This window comes from Acrocarpospora pleiomorpha, from assembly GCF_009687885.1.
GTDB lineage: Bacteria > Actinomycetota > Actinomycetes > Streptosporangiales > Streptosporangiaceae > Acrocarpospora > Acrocarpospora pleiomorpha.
Map to the genome: position 1 here is coordinate 34736 of NZ_BLAF01000025.1, position 20345 is coordinate 55080.

Consider the following 20345-nt stretch of genomic DNA (forward strand, 5'->3'; position numbering starts at 1 on the left):
GCCTCCCTTGCCGTCGCACGTGTTCCCCCTGACCGGCGCCCAACTCGGAGTCTGGTACGCCCAGCAGCTCGACCCGGCCGACCCCGGCTTCAACGTCAGCCAGTACGTCGAGCTCCGTGGCGCCATCGACCTCGGCCTGTTCGACAAGGCGGTCCACCAGGGGGTGAGGGAGGCCGAGGCGCTGCACGTCCGCTTCGTCGACGGCCCCGACGGGCCGTGGCAGGTGCCGGGCGAACCGGCCGAGTGGGCACTGCCGGTGGTGCGCACGACCCGGGACGAGGCGCTGCGGGCCATGCGCGCCGACCTCGCCACGCCCGTCGACATTCTCGACGGGCCGCTGTTCTCGAACGTCCTGTACGTCGTCGGCGAGGACCACCACCTGTGGTTCGCCCGGTTCCACCACATCGTGGTGGACGGTTACAGCTTCTCCCTGATCGCCCGCCGGGTGGCCGAGATCTACACCGCGCTGGCCACCGGGCGGGAGCCGGGCGAGACCCCCTTCGGGCGGCTGTCGGTGATGGTCGGCCAGGACGAGGAGTACCGCGCCTCGGAGAAGCGGGCGGCCGACCGCGACTGGTGGCTGGCCCGCTACGGCGACGAGCCCGAGATCCAGCGCATCACCCCGGGTACGCGAACCCACGGCTTCCATCGCGTCAGGGGCGAGCTCCCGGCGGATGCCCTCCTGCGGGTCGCCAAGGAGAACCGGGCCACCTGGGCCGACGTGACGGCCGCGGTGACCGCCGCGTACGTCCGCCGGATGACCGGGCTCACCGACGTCGTCATCGGCATGCCGTTCGCCGGACGGCTCGGCGCGGCGGCGACGCGAGTGCCGGGCATGGCGGTCAACGTGCTGCCGGTGCGGCTCCCCGTCGGCCCGGCGCAGACCCTCGCGGGCCTGACCAGGAGCGCCGCCGCCGAGATCGCCGAGACCCGCCGCCACCAGCATTACCGCAGCGAGGACCTCCAGCGCGACCTGGACATCGTCGGCTCCGGCCGGCTGCTGCACGGCCCGTCGGTGAACGTGAAGGCCTTCGACTACGCCCTGTCGTTCGCCGGGGTCGACGGCGTGGCCCGCAACCTCGCCGCCGGGCCGGTCGACGACCTGGAGTTCAGCTTCTACAAGTCCCCCGACGACACGCTCGTGCTGGAACTGGACGGCAACGCCGGGACCTACACCCCCGAGTCGCTCGACGCGCACCTGCGCCGCTTCCGCGACTTCGCCGCCGCGCTCGCCGCCGCGCCGGAGGCCCCCATCGCGGCGGCGCCCCTGATCACCCGCGACGAGCTCCGCCTGGTACTGCACGAGTGGAACCGCGGCGGGCCCGCGGAGATCACCGGGGCGGCCACGATCGCGGCGGCGTTCCGCGCCCAGGCCGGGCTGACGCCCGACGCGATCGCCGTGCGCGACCGCGAGAGCGCGCTGACCTTCGCCGAGCTGGACCGGTGGTCCGACCGGCTGGCCGGGCTGCTGGCCGCCCGGGGCGCGGCGCCCGAGCGGGTGGTCGCGCTCGACCTGCCGCGCGGCATCGGCATGATCGTCGCCCAGCTCGGCGTGCTGAAGTCGGGCGCGGCCCAGCTCGTGACGGCCGCCGACCTGCCCGCCGAGCGGCGGGCGTTCCTGCTGGCCGACGCCGGTCCGGTCGGTACGGTGACATCCGAGCTCCTCGCAGAAGCCCGTTCCGGTACGGCTGCCGCCCCCGATCTCACCATCGCGCCAGGATCGCTGGCCTACGTGCTCTATACCTCTGGCTCGACCGGTCGGCCCAAGGCGGTGGCCGTCACCCACGGCACCCTGACGAACCTGTGGCGGCACCACCGGCACGTCCTGCACGAAGGACCGCGACGGAGGGTGGCGCACTCCTACGCCTTCTCCTTCGACTCGGCCTGGGGCCCGTTCCTGTGGATGGTCTCCGGCCACGAGCTGGTCGTGTTCGACGAGCACGAACGGCGCGACCCCGCCGCGTTCACCGGCGTCGACGTCATCGACGTGTCGCCCACCTTCTGCCTGCAACTGGCCGAGGCGGGCGTGCTCGGCGGGCTCGCCCTGGTGCTGCTCGGCGGTGAGGCGGTGCCCGAGGTGTTGTGGCGGCGGCTGCGCGCCCTGGGCGTGCCCGCCCACAACCTCTACGGCCCGACCGAGTTCACCGTCGACGCCCTGTGGGCCTGGCTCGACGAGAGCGACACCCCGATCGTCGGCCGCCCGGTGACCGGCGGCAGCGCGTACGTGCTGGACGACCGGCTGGCCCCCGTGCCGCCCGGCGTCGCCGGTGAGCTGTACGTCGCGGGCGGCGGCCTGGCCCGCGGCTATCTCCACCGCCCCGGCCTGACCTCCGGACGTTTCGTCGCCGACCCGTTCGCCGTCGACGGCACCCGCATGTACCGCACCGGCGACCGGGCCCGCTGGCGGCCGGACGGACGGCTGGAGTTCCTCGGCCGGGTCGACGAGCAGGTCAAGATCCGCGGCCACCGGGTCGAGCTCGGCGAGGTCGAGGCCGCGCTGGCCGACCTGCCGGGCGTCAACCATGCGGCGGCCATCCTGCGGGAGGGCCTCCTGGTCGGCTACGTCGCCGGGACCGGGGTGGACCCCGCCCGGGCCCGCGCCGTGCTGGCCACGAAGCTGCCCGGCTACATGGTGCCCGCCGCCGTGGTGGCGGTGCCCGAACTGCCGATGACCGAGCACGGCAAGCTGGACCGGCGGGCCCTGCCCGCGCCCGTGTTCACCACTACCGGCCGGGGCCCGCGCGGTCCCGTCGAGGCGACCCTGTGCGGCGTGTTCGCCGAAGTGCTCGGGCTGCCCCAGGTCGGCATCGACGACAACTTCTTCGAGCTCGGCGGTGACAGCATCACCTCGATCCAGCTGTGCGGCCGGGCCCGCAAGGCGGGCGTCACCGTCACGCCGCGCCAGGTCTTCGAGCTCAAGACCGTCGCCGGGCTGGCCGCCGTGGCCCGCACCGCCGAACTCCCCGACGTGACGCCCGACGACGGCACCGGCGTGGTGCCGCTCGCCCCGTCGGCCGCCTGGCTGCGCGATCTCGCCGCGGACCGGGTCCCGCTCGCCTTCACCCATACGGCCGGGATCGACACCGACTGCGGCTTCGAGCAGGCGCTGAACGCGGTGCAGACGCTGCTCGACCACCACGACGCCCTGCGCGCCCGCCTCACCCCTGGCTGGACGCTGGAGATCCCACCGCCCGGCACGCTGCGCGCCGAGGACGTCCACGGCCGGGACGTCGATCCCGCCGCCGGGCGCATGACCACGTTCACCTGGGCACCTGGGCGGCTCACCCTGACCGTCCACCACCTGGTGGTCGACGGCGTCTCGTGGCGGGTGCTGCTGCCCGACCTGCGGGCCGCCCTCGCCGGGGAACCCCTTCAGCCGGTGGGCACGTCGGTGCGCCGCTGGGCCGAGACGCTCGCCGACCTGGACGCCGAGGCGGAACTGCCCTACTGGGAGTCGGTGCTGGGCGGGGCGCGCGGCACGCGTGAGCCCGCCGGCACCATCGGTACCGGCGTCACCGCGGTCTCGACGCTGTCCGCCGAGAAGACCGCCGTGCTGCTGGCGGCGGCCACGCGTACCCGCACCCGGCCGGATGAACTGCTGCTGGCCGCGCTCGCCCTCGCGCTGGAGAGCGACGACCTGGTGGTCCAGGTCGAGGGGCACGGCCGTGACCTGCACGACGACCTCGACCTGTCCCGTACGGTCGGCTGGTTCACGGTCGAATACCCCGTCAGGGTCGGCCGCGCCGCCACCCCGGCCGCGACCGTGCGGCGGACCAAGAACGCCGTCCGGGACGTGCCCGGGGGTGGTGTCGGCTATGGCGTGCTGCGGCACCTGCGGGGACACTTCGCCGGCCTGCCCCGGCCGCGGGTGCTGTTCAACTACCTCGGCCGGTTCGCCGCCGGGGAGTCGTTCACCCCGTCCGACGACCCGTCGCTGCCCGCGACCTATCTGCTGGAGGTCAACGCCTTCCTCCATGAGGGGCCGTCCTTGGAGGTGCACTGGTTCACCCCGGGAGCGCTCGACCTCGATGACCTGACCGCCCGCTGGGAGCAGGCGCTCTCCTCGATCGCGAGCGTGGAGGAGGCCCTGGTGCCCTCCGACCTGCCGCTCGTCGCGCTCACCCCGGACGAGATCGACCGGCTGCCCGCCGGGACCGCCGAGGTGCTGCCGCTGTCACCCCTTCAGGAGGGGCTGCTCTTCCACGCCGGGTTCGACGACCTCGACGTCTACACCTCCATGACGTACCTCGACCTCGAAGGGCCGGTCGACGGGCTGAGCGAGCGCATGGAGCGCCTGCTGGCCCGGCACGACGCGCTGCGCGCCGCCTTCCTCACCGAGGGGTTCGACCGGCCGGTGCAGGTCGTGCCCGCCGAGGTCGCGCTGCCGTGGCGTGAGGTCGACCTGACCGGCGACCCGGGACGGCTGGCCGACCTCGAACGCGAGGAGCTGACCCGCCGCTTCGACGTGACCGCGCCGCCGCTGCTGCGCTGCGTCCTGGTGCGGCTGGCGCCCGGACGCCACCGGCTGCTGCTGACCAGCCACCACCTGGTGGCCGACGGCTGGTCCACCCCCCTGATCGTGCGTGAGCTGGTGTCGGGGGTGGCCGACCCGGCGCCGCCCTACCGTGACTATCTGGCCTGGCTGGCCCGGCGAGACGGCGGCGCCGACGCCGGCGCCTGGAGTGCGGCGCTGGCCGGGGTCGAGGAGCCGACGCTGGTCGGCGGCGCCGAGCCGGCGCGGACGCCGGTACCGCCCCGAGAGCTCTCCGTGCCGGCCGGACCCGGCGTCGGTCAGGCGCTCGCCGACCTGGCCCGCAGGCACGGGCTGACCGTCAACACCGTCACCCAGGCCGCTTGGGCGATCCTGCTCGGCCTGCTCACCGGCCGCGACGACGTGGTGTTCGGCGCGACCACCGCAGGACGCCCGGCCGAGATCGACGGTGTCGATGCCATGGTCGGCCTGTTCGCCAACACCGTCCCGGTCCGGGTGAGGCTGGATCCCGTCGAGTCGCTGACCGCCACCCTGGCCCGGCTCCAGACCGAGCAGGCGCGGCTGTTCGACCATCAGTACGCGGGCCTGGCCGACATCCAGAGCCTGGCCGGGATCGGGCCGCTGTTCGACACGCTGCTGGTGTTCGAGAACTACCCGACCGGCCCCGGCGTCTCCGGTGACCTGACCGTCACGGGTGCGGGCAACCGCGGTTACACCCACTATCCGCTGGCCCTGCTCGTGCTGCCCGCCGGCAACCCCGTGCTCGGGGACGACGGCCAGGGGCCGAGGTTCGTCCTGGAGTATCGGCCCGACGTGTTCACCGACGCGCAGGCCGAGGCGCTGGCCGGGCGGTTCGCCCAGGTCCTCGCGCAGCTCGCCCGGGAGGTGCCGTACGGCGAGATCGACGTGCTCACGGCCGACGAACGCGGCCGGGTGCTCGGCGACTGGATCGCCACCGACGCCCCCGTGCCCGCGGGCACCGTCGTGGACCTCTTCGAGGAGCGGGCCGCCGCCACCCCCCACACCGTCGCGGTGACCGACGGCACCCGGACGCTGACCTTCGCCGAGCTGAACCTGCGCGCCAATCGGATCGCCCACGCGCTGATCGCTCAGGGCGCGGCGCCCGAGACCACGGTGGCGCTGGCGCTGCCGCGCTCGGCCGATCTGGTGGTCGCCGTGCTGGCCGTGCTCAAGACCGGCGCCGCCTATCTGCCGATCGACCTGGACTATCCGGCCGAACGGCGGCACCTGATGCTGGCCGACGCCCGGCCGGTCCTCGACCTCACCGAACTGCCGCCGGTGGACGACGCACCCGGCCACGACCCGGCCGTGGAGAGGGACCCGCGCCACCAGGCCGTCGTCATCTACACCTCCGGGTCCACCGGCAGGCCCAAGGGTGTGCAGCTCGCCCACGAGGGCCTGATGAACCTCTACCGCGACCACCGCGACACCGTCTTCGCCGACGCGGTCGCGGCGGCCGGCGGGCGGCGGCTGCGGGCCGCCCACACCGCCTCCTTCTCCTTCGACTCCTCCTGGGAGCAGTTGCTCTGGCTGCTGTGCGGCCACGAGCTGCACATCCTGGATGAGGAGGCGCGCCGCGACGCCGAAGCCGTCGTCGCCGCGATCCGCGAACACCACTTGGACACCATCGACGTCACCCCGACCTTCGCCGAGCAACTCGTCGACTGCGGCCTGCTCGATGGGCCGCACGTGCCCGTTCTGGTGCTGCTGGGCGGCGAGGCCGTACCGGAGCCGCTGTGGCGGCGGCTGCGGGAGACGCCCGGCGTCATCGCGCACAACTACTACGGCCCCACCGAGGACACCGTCGACACCCTCGGCGCGTCCCTGGCCGACAGCGAGACACCGGTCATCGGCCGCCCGATCGCCAACACCCGGATTCACGTACTGGACCGCCGCTTGCGGCCGGTGCCGCCGGGCACCGTGGGCGAGCTGTACATCGCGGGTACCGGGGTGGCCCGGGGATATCTGAACCGCCCGGGGCTGACCGCGGAGCGGTTCGTGGCCGACCCGTTCCGGGGCGACGGCTCCCGGATGTACCGCAGCGGCGACCTGGCCCGGTTCCGGGACGACGGGTCGCTGGAGTTCCTCGGCCGGACCGACGACCAGGTGAAGGTACGCGGGCACCGTGTCGAGTTGGGCGAGATCGAGGCGGCGCTGACCGCGCTGCCGCACGTCACCAGGGCCGCCGTGATCGTGCGTGAGGACCGGCTGGTCGCCTATGTCGTCACCGGCGGGCCGGTGGATCCGAGGGAGCTGAGACTGCCGGCGTACATGGTGCCGGTGGTGGTCGAGCTGGATGAGCTGCCGATGAACGTGCACGGCAAACTCGACCGCGCCGCGCTGCCCGACCCGCGGCCGGCCTCCGGTGGGCGGGCCGCCAGAGACGAACGTGAGGAGATCGTCCGGGGGGTGCTCGCCGAGTTGCTCGGGGTGGCCTCGGTCGGGGCGGAGGACGACTTCTTCGCCCTCGGGGGCCACTCGCTGCTGGCCGCTCGGGCGATCAACCGCGTCCGGCGGCTGCTGGGGGCGGGTGTGAGCGTGCGCGACCTGTTCGAGGCCCGTACGGTCGCCCGGTTGATGCCGCGCCTGTCCGCGGCCGGGCGGTCGCCGGTCGCGGCGCTGCCGCGACCGGAGCGGGTGCCGCTGTCGGCGGCGCAGCGCCGGTTGTGGTTCCTGCACCACCTGGAGGGGCCGAGCCCCGTCTACAACGTCCCGTTCCGGCTGCACCTGGACGACGGCACCGACCCGGCCGCGCTGCGCGCCGCGTGGTCGGACGTGCTCGGCCGGCACGAGATCCTGCGGACCTTCTACCCGGACGCGGGCGGGACGCCGTACCAGGAGGTCCGGGCCGAGCAGCCGCCGCCGGCGGTCGTCCCGACCACCCGCGGACGGCTGGCCGGCGACCTGGCCGCGGCCGAAGCGCACGCCTTCGACCTCACGGGCGACCCGCCGGTGCGCGGCACGCTGTTCACGCTCGGCGACGGCGGCTTCGTGCTGTCGGGGGTCTTCCACCACATCGCCTCCGACCAGTGGTCGGAGGGCGTCTTCCTGCGCGACCTGGCCACCGCCTACGACGCCCGGCTCCAGGGCCGCGCGCCGCGCTGGTCGCCCCTGCCGGTCCAGTACGCCGACTACACGCTCTGGCAGGCCGCGTCCTCCACCGAGGCGGCCGAGGAGCACTGGCGCACCGCCCTGGACGGCATCCCGGCCGAGCTCGTCCTGCCCTACGACCGGCCGCGTCCCCGCGTGCCGTCCTACCGGGGCGGGACGGTGCGGGTCGAACTGCCCGGTGACGTGCACGACGGCATCGCCGCGCTGGCCCGGCGCAGCGGCACCACCCCGTTCATGGTGCTCCAGGCGGCGGTCGCGCTGCTGCTCGGCAGGCTCGGCGGCGGCGCCGACATCCCTCTCGGCGTGCCGGTCGCCGGACGTGCCGACGACGCGCTCGACGACGTGATGGGGTTCTTCGTCAACACCCTCGTGCTGCGCGCCGACCTGTCCGGCGACCCCGCCTTCGTCACTCTGCTGGAGCGGGTGCGCGAGACCGAACTGGCCGCGCTCACCCATCAGGACCTGCCGTTCGAGCGGCTGGTCGACATCGCCGCGCCCGAACGGTCGCTGTCGCGGCACCCGCTGTTTCAGGTCCTGACCCAGTACCACCACGCCGCCAGGCCCGGCCCGCTGGGTGTGCTGGAGCCCGACACCAGCGTATACGCCCGCTTCGACCTGGCCTTCACCGCCGTCGACGACGGCCACGCCATCCACCTGTCGGTCATCCACGCCCTCGACCTGTTCGACGAGGACACCGCCGCGCTGCTGGCCGACCGGCTGGTCCACCTGCTTCGCCAGGTCACCGGCGACCCCGGCCTCCCGGTCGGCGTGGTCGACGTGCTGGCTCCCCGCGAGCGGGAGCTCATCGGCCCGGACACGACCGCCGACGTCCCGCCCGGCACGCTCAGCCGGATCATCACCGCCCGCGCCCACCTGCACCCCGACGCGCTGGCGGTCGCGGCCGACGGGGGCGCTGAGCTGACGTACGAAGAACTCGACCGGTATGCCGACCGCCTCGCCTGGAGCCTGACGGCGGCCGGACCGGAGACCGTCGTCGCGGTGTCGATCCCGCGTTCGGCCGAACTGATGGTCGCCCTGCTCGCCGTGCTCAAGACCGGCGCCGCCTACCTGCCGGTCGACCCCGACTACCCGCAGGCCCGCCGCCGGCTGATGCTGGAGGACGCCCGCCCGGTCATCACCCTCACCGCCGACGACGTGCGCGCCGCCATGGCGTCGGACCACACGGAGCCGTTCCCCGACGCCTCGGCGCCCGGCCACCCGGCGTACGTGATCTACACCTCCGGCTCGACCGGCCGCCCCAAGGGTGTCGCCGTGGAGCACCGGGCGATCGTCAACCGGCTGGCCTGGATGCAGGCCGAATACGGTCTCACCCCCGAGGATCGGGTGCTCCAGAAAACCCCGGCCGGGTTCGACGTCTCGGTGTGGGAGTTCTTCTGGGCGCTCTGCGAGGGCGCCGCCGTGGTGCTGGCCCAGCCGGGCGGGCACCGCGACCCGGCCTACCTGACCGGCGTCATCCAGGCCCACGGCATCACGACGGCGCACTTCGTGCCGTCCATGCTGCGGGCCTTCCTCACCGACCCGGACGTGCCGCGCTGCGTGAGCCTGCGCCGCGTCATCTGCTCCGGAGAGGCCCTGCCCACCGACCTGGCGGCCGGCTTCCGCCGTCTCCTCGACGTGCCTCTGCACAACCTCTACGGCCCGACCGAGGCGGCCGTCGACGTCACCTATCAGGAGTACACCGGTGATCCGGGCACCGTCACCGTGCCCATCGGACGGCCGGTGTGGAACACCCGCCTGCACGTGCTCGACGCCGCACTGCGACCGGTACCGATCGGCGTGCCCGGTGAGCTCTACCTGGCCGGAGTGCAACTCGCCCGGGGCTACCTCAACCGCCCCGGCCGCACCGCCGAACGGTTCGTCGCCGACCCCACCGGAGACGGCGAGCGTATGTACCGGACCGGCGACCTGGTCCGATGGCGGCACGACGGCTCGGTGGAATACCTGGGCCGTACCGACGACCAGGTGAAGATCCGCGGCCACCGCATCGAGCTCGGCGAGGTCGAGACCGCCCTGCGCGCCCTGCCCGGCGTCAGCCAGGCCGCCGCGGCGGCCGTCGACGGCCGCCTGATCGGCTACGTCGTCTCCTCCGCTCCGGCCATCGGCCTGCGGGAACGACTGGCGGAGACCCTCCCGGCGCAGCTGGTCCCCTCGGTGATCGTCCCCGTCGACACGCTGCCGCTTTCCGTCAACGGCAAGCTCGACCGTTCAGCCCTGCCCGCGCCCCTACCGCGGAAGACGAAGCCCAGGCCGGGCGGCGATCCCGGAGCGGCGGCCCTGGCCGCCGCGTTCGCCGAGGTCCTGGGTCTGGACGAGGTCGGGGACGAAGACGACTTCTTCGGCCTGGGCGGCGACAGCATCCTGTCGATCACCCTGGTCGCCAAGGCCCGCGCCGCCGGACTGACCATCACCGCCAAGGACGTGTTCGAGCACCCCACGGTGACCGGGCTCGCCTCCGTCGCCCGGACCGCCGACGTACCGGCCGGGTCCTCCCGCGCGGGAGAGGACCCGGCCGGTCCGCTGCCCCTGCTGCCGGTCATGCACTGGCTGCGCGACCTGGGCACTCCGGTGGAGACGGTGCACCAGGCCCGGCTGCTCCGGGTGCCCGCCGGTCTCGGCGCCGACCGGATCGCCGCCGCGTTCACGGCCCTGGCACGCCTCCACGACGCGCTGCGCATCCGGCTGAACCGGCCGCACCCGCTCATCTGGTGGGCCGAGGTCGCTGCCGACGCGGCGGTCTCCGTGCGGACGGTCAATGGGCTGGAGAGCCTGGCCGACGAATATCGGGAGGCCGTGGGACGGCTCGATCCGGCGGCGGGACGGCTCGCGGAGGTCGTGTGGTTCGACCTCGGTACGGCTCCGGGACGGCTGCTGGTCGTCCTCCACCATCTCGCGGTCGATGGCGTGACCTGGCGGGTCCTGGTGCCCGACCTGGTGGCGGCGCTGGAGGGCCGCGTCCTCGATCCGGTTCCGGTGTCGCTGCGCGCCTGGTCACGCGCGCTCACCGACGAGGCTCAGACGCCCGACCGGCTGGCCGAGCTCGACCACTGGCTGGCCGCCACCGCTCCAGGCACGCTTGAACTCGGCGGTCCGGGCGGTGCGCCGGTCGTACACGAGACCGAACTGAGCCCTGAGCTGACCCGGGCGCTGCTCGCCACCCGGGGCGGAATGAATGGGCCGCTGCTCACCGCGCTGGCGCTCGCTCTGCGGGACGGCCGCGCCGAGCCGGTGCTGATCGACCTGGAGGGCCACGGCCGTGACCATCCCGACCTGGACCTGTCCCGCACGGCGGGGTGGCTGACCTCGGTGTATCCGGTGCGCCTCGATCCCGGTGACGGGGACGGCGCGCTGAAGCGGGTCAGGGCGCAACTGGCGGCGGTTCCCGCCGGCGGGGTCGGCTATGGGCTGCTGCGCCACCTCAACCCGCAGACCTCCGCCCTGCTCGCCTCGGCCGCACGGCCGGCGGTTCTGTTCAACTACCTCGGCCGGGTCGGCGTGGGCGGGGACGAGCTCTGGAGCGTGGCGGCCGAGCCTCTCCCGGACGAGGTGGTGCCGTCCCCGTACACGCTGGAAGTGGACGCCGTCACCCACGACGGACCGGGCGGGACCGTGCTGCGGGTCACCTGGGCCTCGCCGGTGCTGAACGTCGGGGAGCTGGCCGCGCGGTGGGTCTCCGCTCTTACCGACATCGCGGGGGCACGCGCATTGACCCCCGCCGACCTGCCCCTCGTCATGCTCACCCAGGATCAGATCGACACGCTGCCCGAAGACACCGCCGACGTGCTGCCGCTGGCCCCCCTGCAGGAGGGCCTGCTGTTCCACGCCGCCGCCGACGAGAGCGCGCTCGACGTCTACACCGTGCAGAACCACCTGGAACTGCGCCGCCCGGTCGACCCCTCCAAGCTCGGGGACGCGTGGCGGAAGCTGGCTGACCGCCACCCCAACCTGCGGGCCGGGTTCCGTTACGAAGGGCTCGATCGCGCCGTCCAGTTCCTGCCGGAGAGCGGTGACCTGCCGCTGACGGTGATCGACCTTACCGGCCTGGTGGGCGCCGAACCCGAACCCTCGGAAGAGGTCGAGGTCGACCTCGGGTTCCTCCGCGACCCCGCCCAGCGCGCCCGGGTCGCGCACATCCTCGCCGATGACCGGGCCTTGCGCTTCGACCTCGACAGGCCGCCGCTGGTGCGGTTCACCCTGATCACGCTCGGACCCGACCACCACCTGCTGGTGATGATCCACCACCACATCCTGTGGGACGGCTGGTCGGAGGGTCTGTTCCTGCGCGAGCTGTTCGAGCTCTACGACGGTCGGGACCCCGGCCCCGTCACCCCCTACCGCGACTACCTGTCCTGGCTCTCCCGCCGGGACGGGCAGGCGGCCTTCGCCGCGTGGAAGGGGGCGCTGGCCGGGCTGGAGGAGCCGACCCTGCTGGCTCCCGGCGCCGCCCTGACGCCGGTCATCCCGCACGCCGTGCTCGCTGAGCCGCCCGCCGACCTCGGCCCCGGATTGCTGGCCCAGGCACGGCGGCACCGCCTCACGTTGAACACGCTGCTCACCGCCGCGTGGGGCATGGTCCTGGCCGGGGCGACCGGCCGCTCCGACGTCGTCTTCGGCAGCACCGTCTCCGGCCGTCCCGCCGAGGTGCCCGGCGTCGAGTCGACCATCGGCCTGTTCCTCAACACCGTCCCGGTACGGGTCCGCATCGACCCCGAGGAGACGCTGCTCGCCCTGTTCACCCGCCTCCAGCGGGAACGGTCGGCCGTCCTCGCCCACGACCACCTCGGCCTGGGCGAGATCCAGCGGGCCGCCGGGCTGGGCAACCTCTTCGATTCCCTGTACGTCCTGCGCAACTTCGGCGGCGACGAGGAGGAGCGGGCCAGGATCACCGCCGCCTTCGGCATCACCGAGATGGACTCGGTCGATGGCACCCACTATCCGCTGACCCTCGTCGTCACCCCCGACGAGGAACTGAAGGTGTCGCTGGCCTACCGGCCCGATGTGTTCGACCGGCCGCTGGCCGAGGCCATGCTGGCCCGGTTCGTGCGCCTGCTCGAACAGATCGCCGCCGACCCCTCGGCCGTCGTCGGGCGGCTCGACCCGCTCGGCCCCGGCGAGCGCCGCCGGGTGCTGGAGGAGTGGAACGACACCGCCCACCCGCTGCCCGACGTCACGGTCGCCGGGATGCTGGAGGAGCGCGCCGCCGCCGACCCCGACGCCCCGGCCCTGGTCTTCGGCACGGAACGGCACACCTACGCCCAGCTCAACGCCCGCGCCAACCGCATCGCCCACCTGCTCGCCGCCAAGGGCGCCGGGCCCGAGCAGGTCGTCGGACTGGCGCTGCCCCGCTCGGCCGACATGGTCGCCGCGTTGTTCGCCGTGCTCAAGACCGGCGCCGCCTATCTGCCGCTGGACCTCGGCAACCCGCCCGACCGCGTCGGGCGGATGCTCGCCGACGCCGACGCCCTGTGCGTCCTCACCCCCGACGACCTGCGCGACCTCGACGGCTACCCGGACGGGAACCTCGGCCGGACCTTCCCGCTGGGCCATCCGGCGTACGTGATCTACACCTCCGGCTCGACCGGCCGCCCCAAGGGGGTCGTGGTGCCGTACGCGGGCCTGACGAACATGCAGCTCAACCACCGGGCGGAGATCTTCGGGCCGGTGGTCGCGGCGGCCGGGCGACGGCTGCGCATCGCGCACACCGTGTCCTTCTCCTTCGACATGTCGTGGGAGGAGCTGCTCTGGCTGATCGAGGGCCACGAGGTGCACGTTCTCGACGAGGAGATGCGGCGCGACGCCGAGGCCCTCACCGGGTACTGCGCCGAGCACCTCATCGACGTCGTCAACGTCACTCCCTCGTATGCGGGTCAGCTCGTCGAACACGGCCTGCTCGACGGACACGTGCCCCCGCTGGTGCTGCTCGGCGGCGAGGCCGTCGGAACGGCACTGTGGGACACCCTCCGCACGACCCCCGGCACCCTCGGCTACAACCTGTACGGTCCGACCGAGTACACCATTAACACTCTCGGCGGCGGCACCGAGGACAGCGTCACACCGATCGTCGGCCGCCCGATCTGGAACACCCGCGTCTACGTCCTGGACGACCGGCTCCGCCCCGTCCCGGTCGGCGTCGCCGGAGAGCTCTACGTCTCGGGGATCGGCCTGGCCAGGGGCTACCTGAACCAGCCCGCGCTCACCGCAGAACGCTTCGTCGCCGACCCCTTCCAGGCCGGGCGGCGCATGTACCGGACCGGCGACGTCGTCCGGTGGCGGGCCGACGGCAACCTCGACTTCATCGGCCGCGCCGACGACCAGGTGAAGATCCGCGGCTTCCGGGTCGAGCTCGGCGAGATCGAGGCCGCCCTGACCGCCGAACCCGGCGTCACCCAGGTCGCCGTGATCGCACAGCCGGGGGCGGTGACCCGCCTGGTCGCCTACGTCGTCGGCGACCGTGCCCCGGGGGATCTCGCGGAGGCGCTGCGGGCCCGGTTGCCGCACTACATGATCCCCTCGGCGTTCGTGCGGATGGAGGCGCTGCCGCTGAACGTCAACGGCAAGCTCGACCGCAAGGCGCTGCCCGCACCCGACTTCGCCGCCGTCTCCTCGCGCGAGCCGCGCGACGTACGCGAAGCGGCGCTGTGCCGGGTCTTCGCCGACGTGCTCGGCCTGCCGAGGGTGGGCCCCGATGACGGGTTCTTCGAGCTCGGCGGGCACTCCCTGCTGGCCATGCGGCTGGCCTCCCGGGCCCGCGCCGAACTCGGCGTGCCGGTCAGGCTGGCCGCGGTCATCGCCAACCCGACCCCGGCCGCGCTCGCCGCCCACCTGGCCGGAGGCCGGCCCGGCGGGTTCGAGCCGCTGCTGCCGCTGCGCGCCTCGGGCGACCTGCCGCCGCTGTTCTGCGCCCACCCGCCCGCCGGTTTCGCCTGGTTGTACGGCGGTCTGCTGCCTCACCTCGACCCGCGGCGTCCCCTCTACGGGCTCCAGGCCCCGCAGTTGTCCGGCGAGGACTTCCACCCCGCCGACCTGCGCGACCTCGGCCGCGCCTACGCCGACCGCGTCACCGCCGTCCAGCCGCACGGGCCCTACCACCTGTTCGGCTGGTCCTTCGGCGGCCAGGTCGCCTACGCGATGGCCACCGCCCTGCGGGAACGCGGCGAACAGGTCGCCTTCCTCGGCGTCCTGGACACCTTCCCCATGGACGGCGACGAGGGACCCTCCCGCACGCCCGAGGAGCTCGACGAGCTCAGCCGGGCCGAGACCGAGGAGTTCCTCCAGGGCATGCGCGAGTCCGGGGGCGTGCTAGCCGACTTCGACGAGGCGACCGTCCGGGCCATCGCCACCGTCCACCGCACCTGCATGGAACTGCTGCTCAACGCCGCCTACGGCCACCACGACGGCGACCTGATGGTGGTCACCGCGCGCAAGGACCGGGTGGAGACCGGCGACCACCTGGCCTGGACGCCGCTCGTCACCGGTGAAGTCGTCAACCACGACGTCGACTTCACTCACGCCGAACTGCTCACGCCCCGGGCGCTGACCGTCATCGGCCCCATCGTCGACGCGGCCCTGCGCCGGACCGAGGAGACCTCATGACCGGGCGCGCCCTGCTGCGCGGCTGCCTCTCGGCCCAGCGCCGGGTCCTGGCCGCCGCCGTGGCCTCGGCCGTCTTCCGCCAGGTCGCGCTGCTGGCCATTCCGTGGTGCGTGCAGCGCGCCGTCGACGACGGCATCACCCGCGGCGACGCCGCCGCCACCGCGGGCTGGGCGCTGGCCGTGCTCGTCGTCAGCGTCGCGGAATGGGTGGGCCTGCTCGGCTGGCAGTGGTGGGCCAACGAGGCCGACGCGCGTACCGGCGTCGCCCTGCGCGCCCGGCTGCTGCGGCACGTCGCCACCCTGGACGACTCCGGTGGCCGGGGCGACCTGGCCATGCGCGCCGGACGCGACGTCGACCAGGTCCGGGCCTGGGTGCACGGGTTGACCACGTGGGCGGTCATCGGGACCACTTTCGTGGTCGTGCTCCCGGTGCTGGCGACGCTCGAACCGGTCCTGCTCGTCATCACCCTGCTGATGCTGCCGCTGCTCGTCGCGGTCAACGTGATCTTCCCCCGGCGGTTCGAACCGGCGCTGGAGTCGCTGGCCGAAGCGCACGGCGCCCGCGCCGACGCCGTCTCCGACCTGCTGTCGGCCGTTCCGCTGCGCGGCCTCGGCGGGCTGGACGTGCTGACCCGGCGGCACCACACGCACAGCGCGGCCGTTCTGCTGCGCACGCGCAGGGCCGCCCGGATCTCGGCCGCGTGGGCGGCGTCCGGGCCGCTCGTGCCCCGGCTGGCCGTGGTCGCCGGGCTCGGGTTCGGTGGTCTGGCCGTGCTGTCCGGCGACCTCACCCTCGGCGGTCTGGTGGCCTTCACGTCCTGGATGACCACGGTGACGCTGGCCGTCGGGGTCGGCGTCGAACGCTACGCCGAACGCGGGCAGGCCTCGGTCGCCGCCCGGCGCATCGCCGAGGTGCTGGCGCTGCGGCCCGCCGTCGCCGATCCGGCGAAGCCGGTCGCGCTGCCCGTCCGTGGGGACCTGACCTTCCGCGGAGAGGAGCCGGAGCTGACGGTCCCGCCGGGAGAGCTGGTCGCGGTCACCGGGCCGACCGGCTCGGGCAAGACCCGGCTGCTGCGGCTGCTCGGCCGGCGTGCCGACCCGGACGGGGGAACGGTCGCCTACGGCGGTCTCGACCTGCGTCAGGCCGCGCTCGGCGAGGTGGCTCGCCGCATCGTCCTGGTCTCCCAGCGGCCCGTCCTCGTGTCCGGCACGATTGCCGACAACCTGCGGCTCGGCCGCGACCTGACCGACGACGAGCTGCGCGCGGCCTGCGCCGCCGCCGCCATCGACCTGCCGCTCGACACCGAGGTCGGCGAACGCGGCGGCGCGCTGTCCGGTGGTCAGGTGCAGCGGCTCGCGGTGGCCCGCGCCCTGCTCGGCCGGCCGGCCGTGCTGCTCCTGGACGACGTCACCTCGGCACTCGACGTCGCGACCGAGCGGCGGCTGCTCGACGGCGTGCGGCGGTGGTCACCCGGCACCGCCGTCGTCTTCGTCACCCATCGCGCCGCCGTCGTCGAGGCGGCCGACCGAGTGCTCGACCTGGGATCGGTGGAGGTGCCCAGTGGGTGAGGTACGCGTGCTGTCCGACGAGCCGTCCCAGGCACGGCTCGTCAGCCGTGCCTGGCCCCATCTGCGGCCCCATCGGCGCCGCCTGATCGTCGCGGGCCTGCTCAGCGTCGCGGAGAACGCCGCACTGGTCGCCTTCGCGCCGGTCGTCGGCTACGGCGTGGACGCCCTGGCCGCCGGTGACCGCGACGGCCTGCTGCGGGCCGTCGTGCTGTTCGGGCTGCTCGTGGTCGCCCAGTTCGTCCTTGCCGCCCTGGCCGGGACCGGGCTGGCCGAGGCGGGCGAGCAGGTCGTACGCGGCCTGCGCGAACGGGTCGCCGAACGGCTCGCCGGGGCGCCCCTGCGGTTCCTGGAGGCCCACCGGGACGGTTCGCTGCTCCAGCGGGCCACCGGCGAGATCGCGGAGTTCGCCACGGCCGTCCGGGTCTCGCTCCCCAACCTGCTCGGGGTGGTGGCGACGCTGGGGCTGACGACCGTCGTGCTGGTCGGCTACTCGTGGCCGCTGACGCTGGTCGTGCTCGTGGTGTTCCTGCCGCCCGCGCTGCTGGCCGTGCGCTGGTTCGCACGGGGCGCCGGTCCGGCGTTCGGCGCGCGCGCCGAGGCCGAGGCCACCATGGCGGGCACCTTCGCCGAGACGCTGGACGCCCGCGAGGAACTGCGCGCGAGCGGCGGGCTGCCCGCCTGGCTGGCCCGGTTCGATCGCGAGAACACGGCGACCCTGCGTACCCAGCGGCGCACGGTCCTGGTGGAGAACCGCGTCAGCGTCGTCGCGCTCGCCGAGGGCGCCACGCTGGCGGCGCTGCTCGGGCTCGGCGCGTGGCTGGCCGGGCGGGGCGACCTGAGCGTCGGCACCGCCGTCGTGTTCGTGCTGGCGGCCCGGAACCTGTTCTCGGCCTTCAACGACCTGTTCCAGTTGGCGGGGGATCTGCAGGTCGTCCGTACCGGAATGGCCCGGGTGCTCGACCTGCTCGCCGCCACCGATTCCCGCTCCGGCGGGTCCGCGCTGCCCAGCCGCGGTGAACTGGCGGCCGAGGGGGTGGAGTTCGCGTACGAGACGGATCTGCCCGTGCTCCGAGGGGTCACGGCCCGGTTCTCCGAGGACACCCACGCCGGGCTCGTCGGCGAGACCGGCTCCGGCAAGACCACGCTCGCGAAGCTGCTGGGCGGCCTCTATCGGCCCGACGGCGGCCGGGTCACCTTCGGCGGCACCGACCTGGCCGACGCCGCCGAGGAGGAGGTGCGCCGCCGGATCGCGCTGATCCCGCAGGAGGTGCCCATGGTGACCGGAAGCGTCGCCGACAACCTCGCCCTGAGCCCCGGCGAACCGGGCCGCGAACGCATGCGCGCGGCCTTCGCCGATCTCGGCGTCGCCGACTTCCCGGACACGCTGCCCGCCGGCCTGGACACCCCGGCCGACGCGCTGTCGGCGGGGGAGCGGCAGATCATCGCGCTGGCCCGGGCCGTGCTGGCCGACCCGCCGGTGCTCGTCATGGACGAGGCCACCGCCGACATCGACCCGGCGACCGCGCGACGTCTGGAGACCGCCCTGGCCACGCTGCGCCGGGGCCGCACCCTCATCGTCATCGCGCACCGCCCCTCGACCATCGACCTTCTTCCTCGGCTCGTACGTCTACGGGCGGGCCAGATCGAAACAGGAGAGAACCAGTGAAACTCACCGGGCTGATCCTCGGCGCCCTCATCTTCGCCACCGCCGCCTGCGGTTCGGGAGCGGCGGAGGAACCGGCCGCCACCAACGCCCCCGCCGCCGCTGCCTCCGGCGACCCGGCCACGCGCGTGGTCGAGACCGCCAATGGTCCCGTCACGGTGCCCGCCGAGCCCAAGCGGGTGGTCTCCCTGCTCAACAGCACGGCCGCCGTGCTGGAGCTGGGCATCACCCCCATCGCCGTCCTCCAGGAGTGGGAGGGCGACTACTCGCCGGAGGAGTGGGCGAAGGTCACCGCCATCCCGGTCCTGGGCGCCGACGAGACCTCCATCAACTACGAGCAGCTCGCCCAGCTCGAACCCGACCTCATCGTCAGCACCCAGCGCCGCGACGAGGACTTCGGCTACGACAAGCTGAGCGCCATCGCCCCCACCGCGATGTTCGTCACCGACAACCCCGCCGAGGTGCGTGAGGTCCTCCCCAAGATCGCCGAAACGCTCGGCGAGTCGGACGCCATGGCCGGCCGCATCTCCGAATACCAGGCCAAGATCGCCGATATCAAATCGAGGTACGCCACCGTGCTCGCGGAGACCACCTGGGACTACGTCGAGGGCGGCCCCGAAGGCTTCGTGGCCAACTCGCCCGTGTCGTGGCCCGGCCTGTTCATGGAGGAGGCCGGCCTGACCTTCTCGAAGGTCGCCACCGGTGAACGCGAGAACCGCGGCGTGCGCCTGTCGTTCGAGCAGGTCTCCCAGCTCCAGGACACCGCCGTCCTGCTGTACGGCGCCCAGCCCGACGGCACCGCCGACCCGGCCACCCAGAAGCTGCTCGACCAGGGGTCGTGGAAGCTGCTGCCCGCCGTCAAGGAGGGCCACGTCTACCCCGTCAGGTTCGGCTACCAGTACAGCTACAAGGGCGTGCTCCAGCTGCTGGACCAGCTCGACGCCGTCCTGGCCCAGCTCGCTTAGGGAGTGCCCTCGTGTCCGTCACCATCGTCGAATATCCGCTCAAGCCCCGCCTGCTCGAAGTCAGCCGGGTCCAGCGGATCACCCCCACCACCGTCCGGGTCACCCTGACAGGCGCTGACCTGGAAGGCTTCCAGGAGGCCGCCCCCGCCGACCACGTCAAGCTGTGCCTGCCCGAGCCCGGCGCGGCGCTTCCCGTCATGCCCACGCTCGGCCCCGACGGCCTGGAGCCGCCGCCCCCGGGCTCGCCCCGGCCGATCCTGCGCGACTACACCGTCCGCGACTACCGCGCCGCCGAGAACGAACTCGACGTCGACATGGTCCTGCACGGTCACGGCCCCGCCGCCACCTGGGCGGGCCGGGCCACACCCGGTGACCGCGTCGGCGTGCTCGGCCCGCGCGGCTCCGTCATGGTCCCGCTGGTCCTCGACTGGTACCTGCTCGGCGCGGACGAGACCGCGATCCCCGCGCTCGCCCGCTGGCTGAAGCTGCTGCCCGCGACGGCCAAGGTGATCGCCTTCGCCGAAGTGGCCGACGCCCGCGAGGAGCAGGACCTGCCGAGTGCCGCCGACGTCAGCCTGACCTGGCTGCACCGCGACGGCGTGGCCGCGGGCGAGAGCGACGTGCTGGTGCGGGCGTTCCTGGGCGTCACCCGACCGGCGGGCGAGGGTTTCGCCTGGGTGGCCGGGGAGGCCGGCACGCTGGTGCCGATCCGGCGCCATCTGCGGGGCGACTTCGGGCTGCCGAAGGACCGGGTCGACGTCGACGGCTACTGGAAGCGCGGCATCGTCAACCTGGATCACCACGAGCAGGACGACGAGGACTGAGTTGGGCCTGCCCTCGCTCCAGGCCGACACGATCCTGTGGATGTGGGTTCAGCTCCTCACGATCGTGGCGGTGGGCCGGCTGCTCGGGGC

Annotated in this window: 5 protein-coding genes; all 5 read left to right on the plus strand. The window is 73.7% G+C overall.

Translation table 11 applies throughout. The features are described 5' to 3' along the window. Positions 1–19: 19 nt before the first annotated feature. From Aple_RS22515 to Aple_RS22535, 5 genes are read left to right on the plus strand one after another with little or no spacing between them, the layout of a single operon-like run. Entirely contained in the window at positions 20–15235 is a 15216-nt protein-coding gene (locus tag Aple_RS22515) for a non-ribosomal peptide synthetase (protein WP_218038469.1), read from the plus strand. Beyond that, on the plus strand, positions 15232–16803 hold the full coding sequence (locus Aple_RS22520) for an ABC transporter ATP-binding protein (protein ID WP_155346650.1): 1572 nt from the start codon (positions 15232–15234) through the stop codon (positions 16801–16803). The genes Aple_RS22515 and Aple_RS22520 overlap by 4 nt, the downstream gene beginning before the upstream one ends. After that, positions 16796–18469, plus strand: a complete 1674-nt coding sequence (locus tag Aple_RS22525) for an ABC transporter ATP-binding protein (protein ID WP_155346651.1) — start codon at positions 16796–16798, stop codon at positions 18467–18469. Before Aple_RS22520 ends, Aple_RS22525 begins: the two co-directional genes overlap by 8 nt. Further along, entirely contained in the window at positions 18466–19431 is a 966-nt protein-coding gene (locus Aple_RS22530) for an ABC transporter substrate-binding protein (RefSeq protein WP_155346652.1), read from the plus strand. The genes Aple_RS22525 and Aple_RS22530 overlap by 4 nt, the downstream gene beginning before the upstream one ends. 11 nt (positions 19432–19442) lie before the next feature. After that, positions 19443–20255, plus strand: a complete 813-nt coding sequence (locus tag Aple_RS22535; RefSeq protein WP_155346653.1) for a siderophore-interacting protein — start codon at positions 19443–19445, stop codon at positions 20253–20255. Positions 20256–20345: the final 90 nt, after the last annotated feature.

Coding starts and splice junctions, on each gene's coding strand:
- Aple_RS22520 (WP_155346650.1), top strand. CDS start 15,232: ATGACCGGGCGCGCCCTGCTGCGCGGCTGCCTCTCGGCCCAGCGCCGG.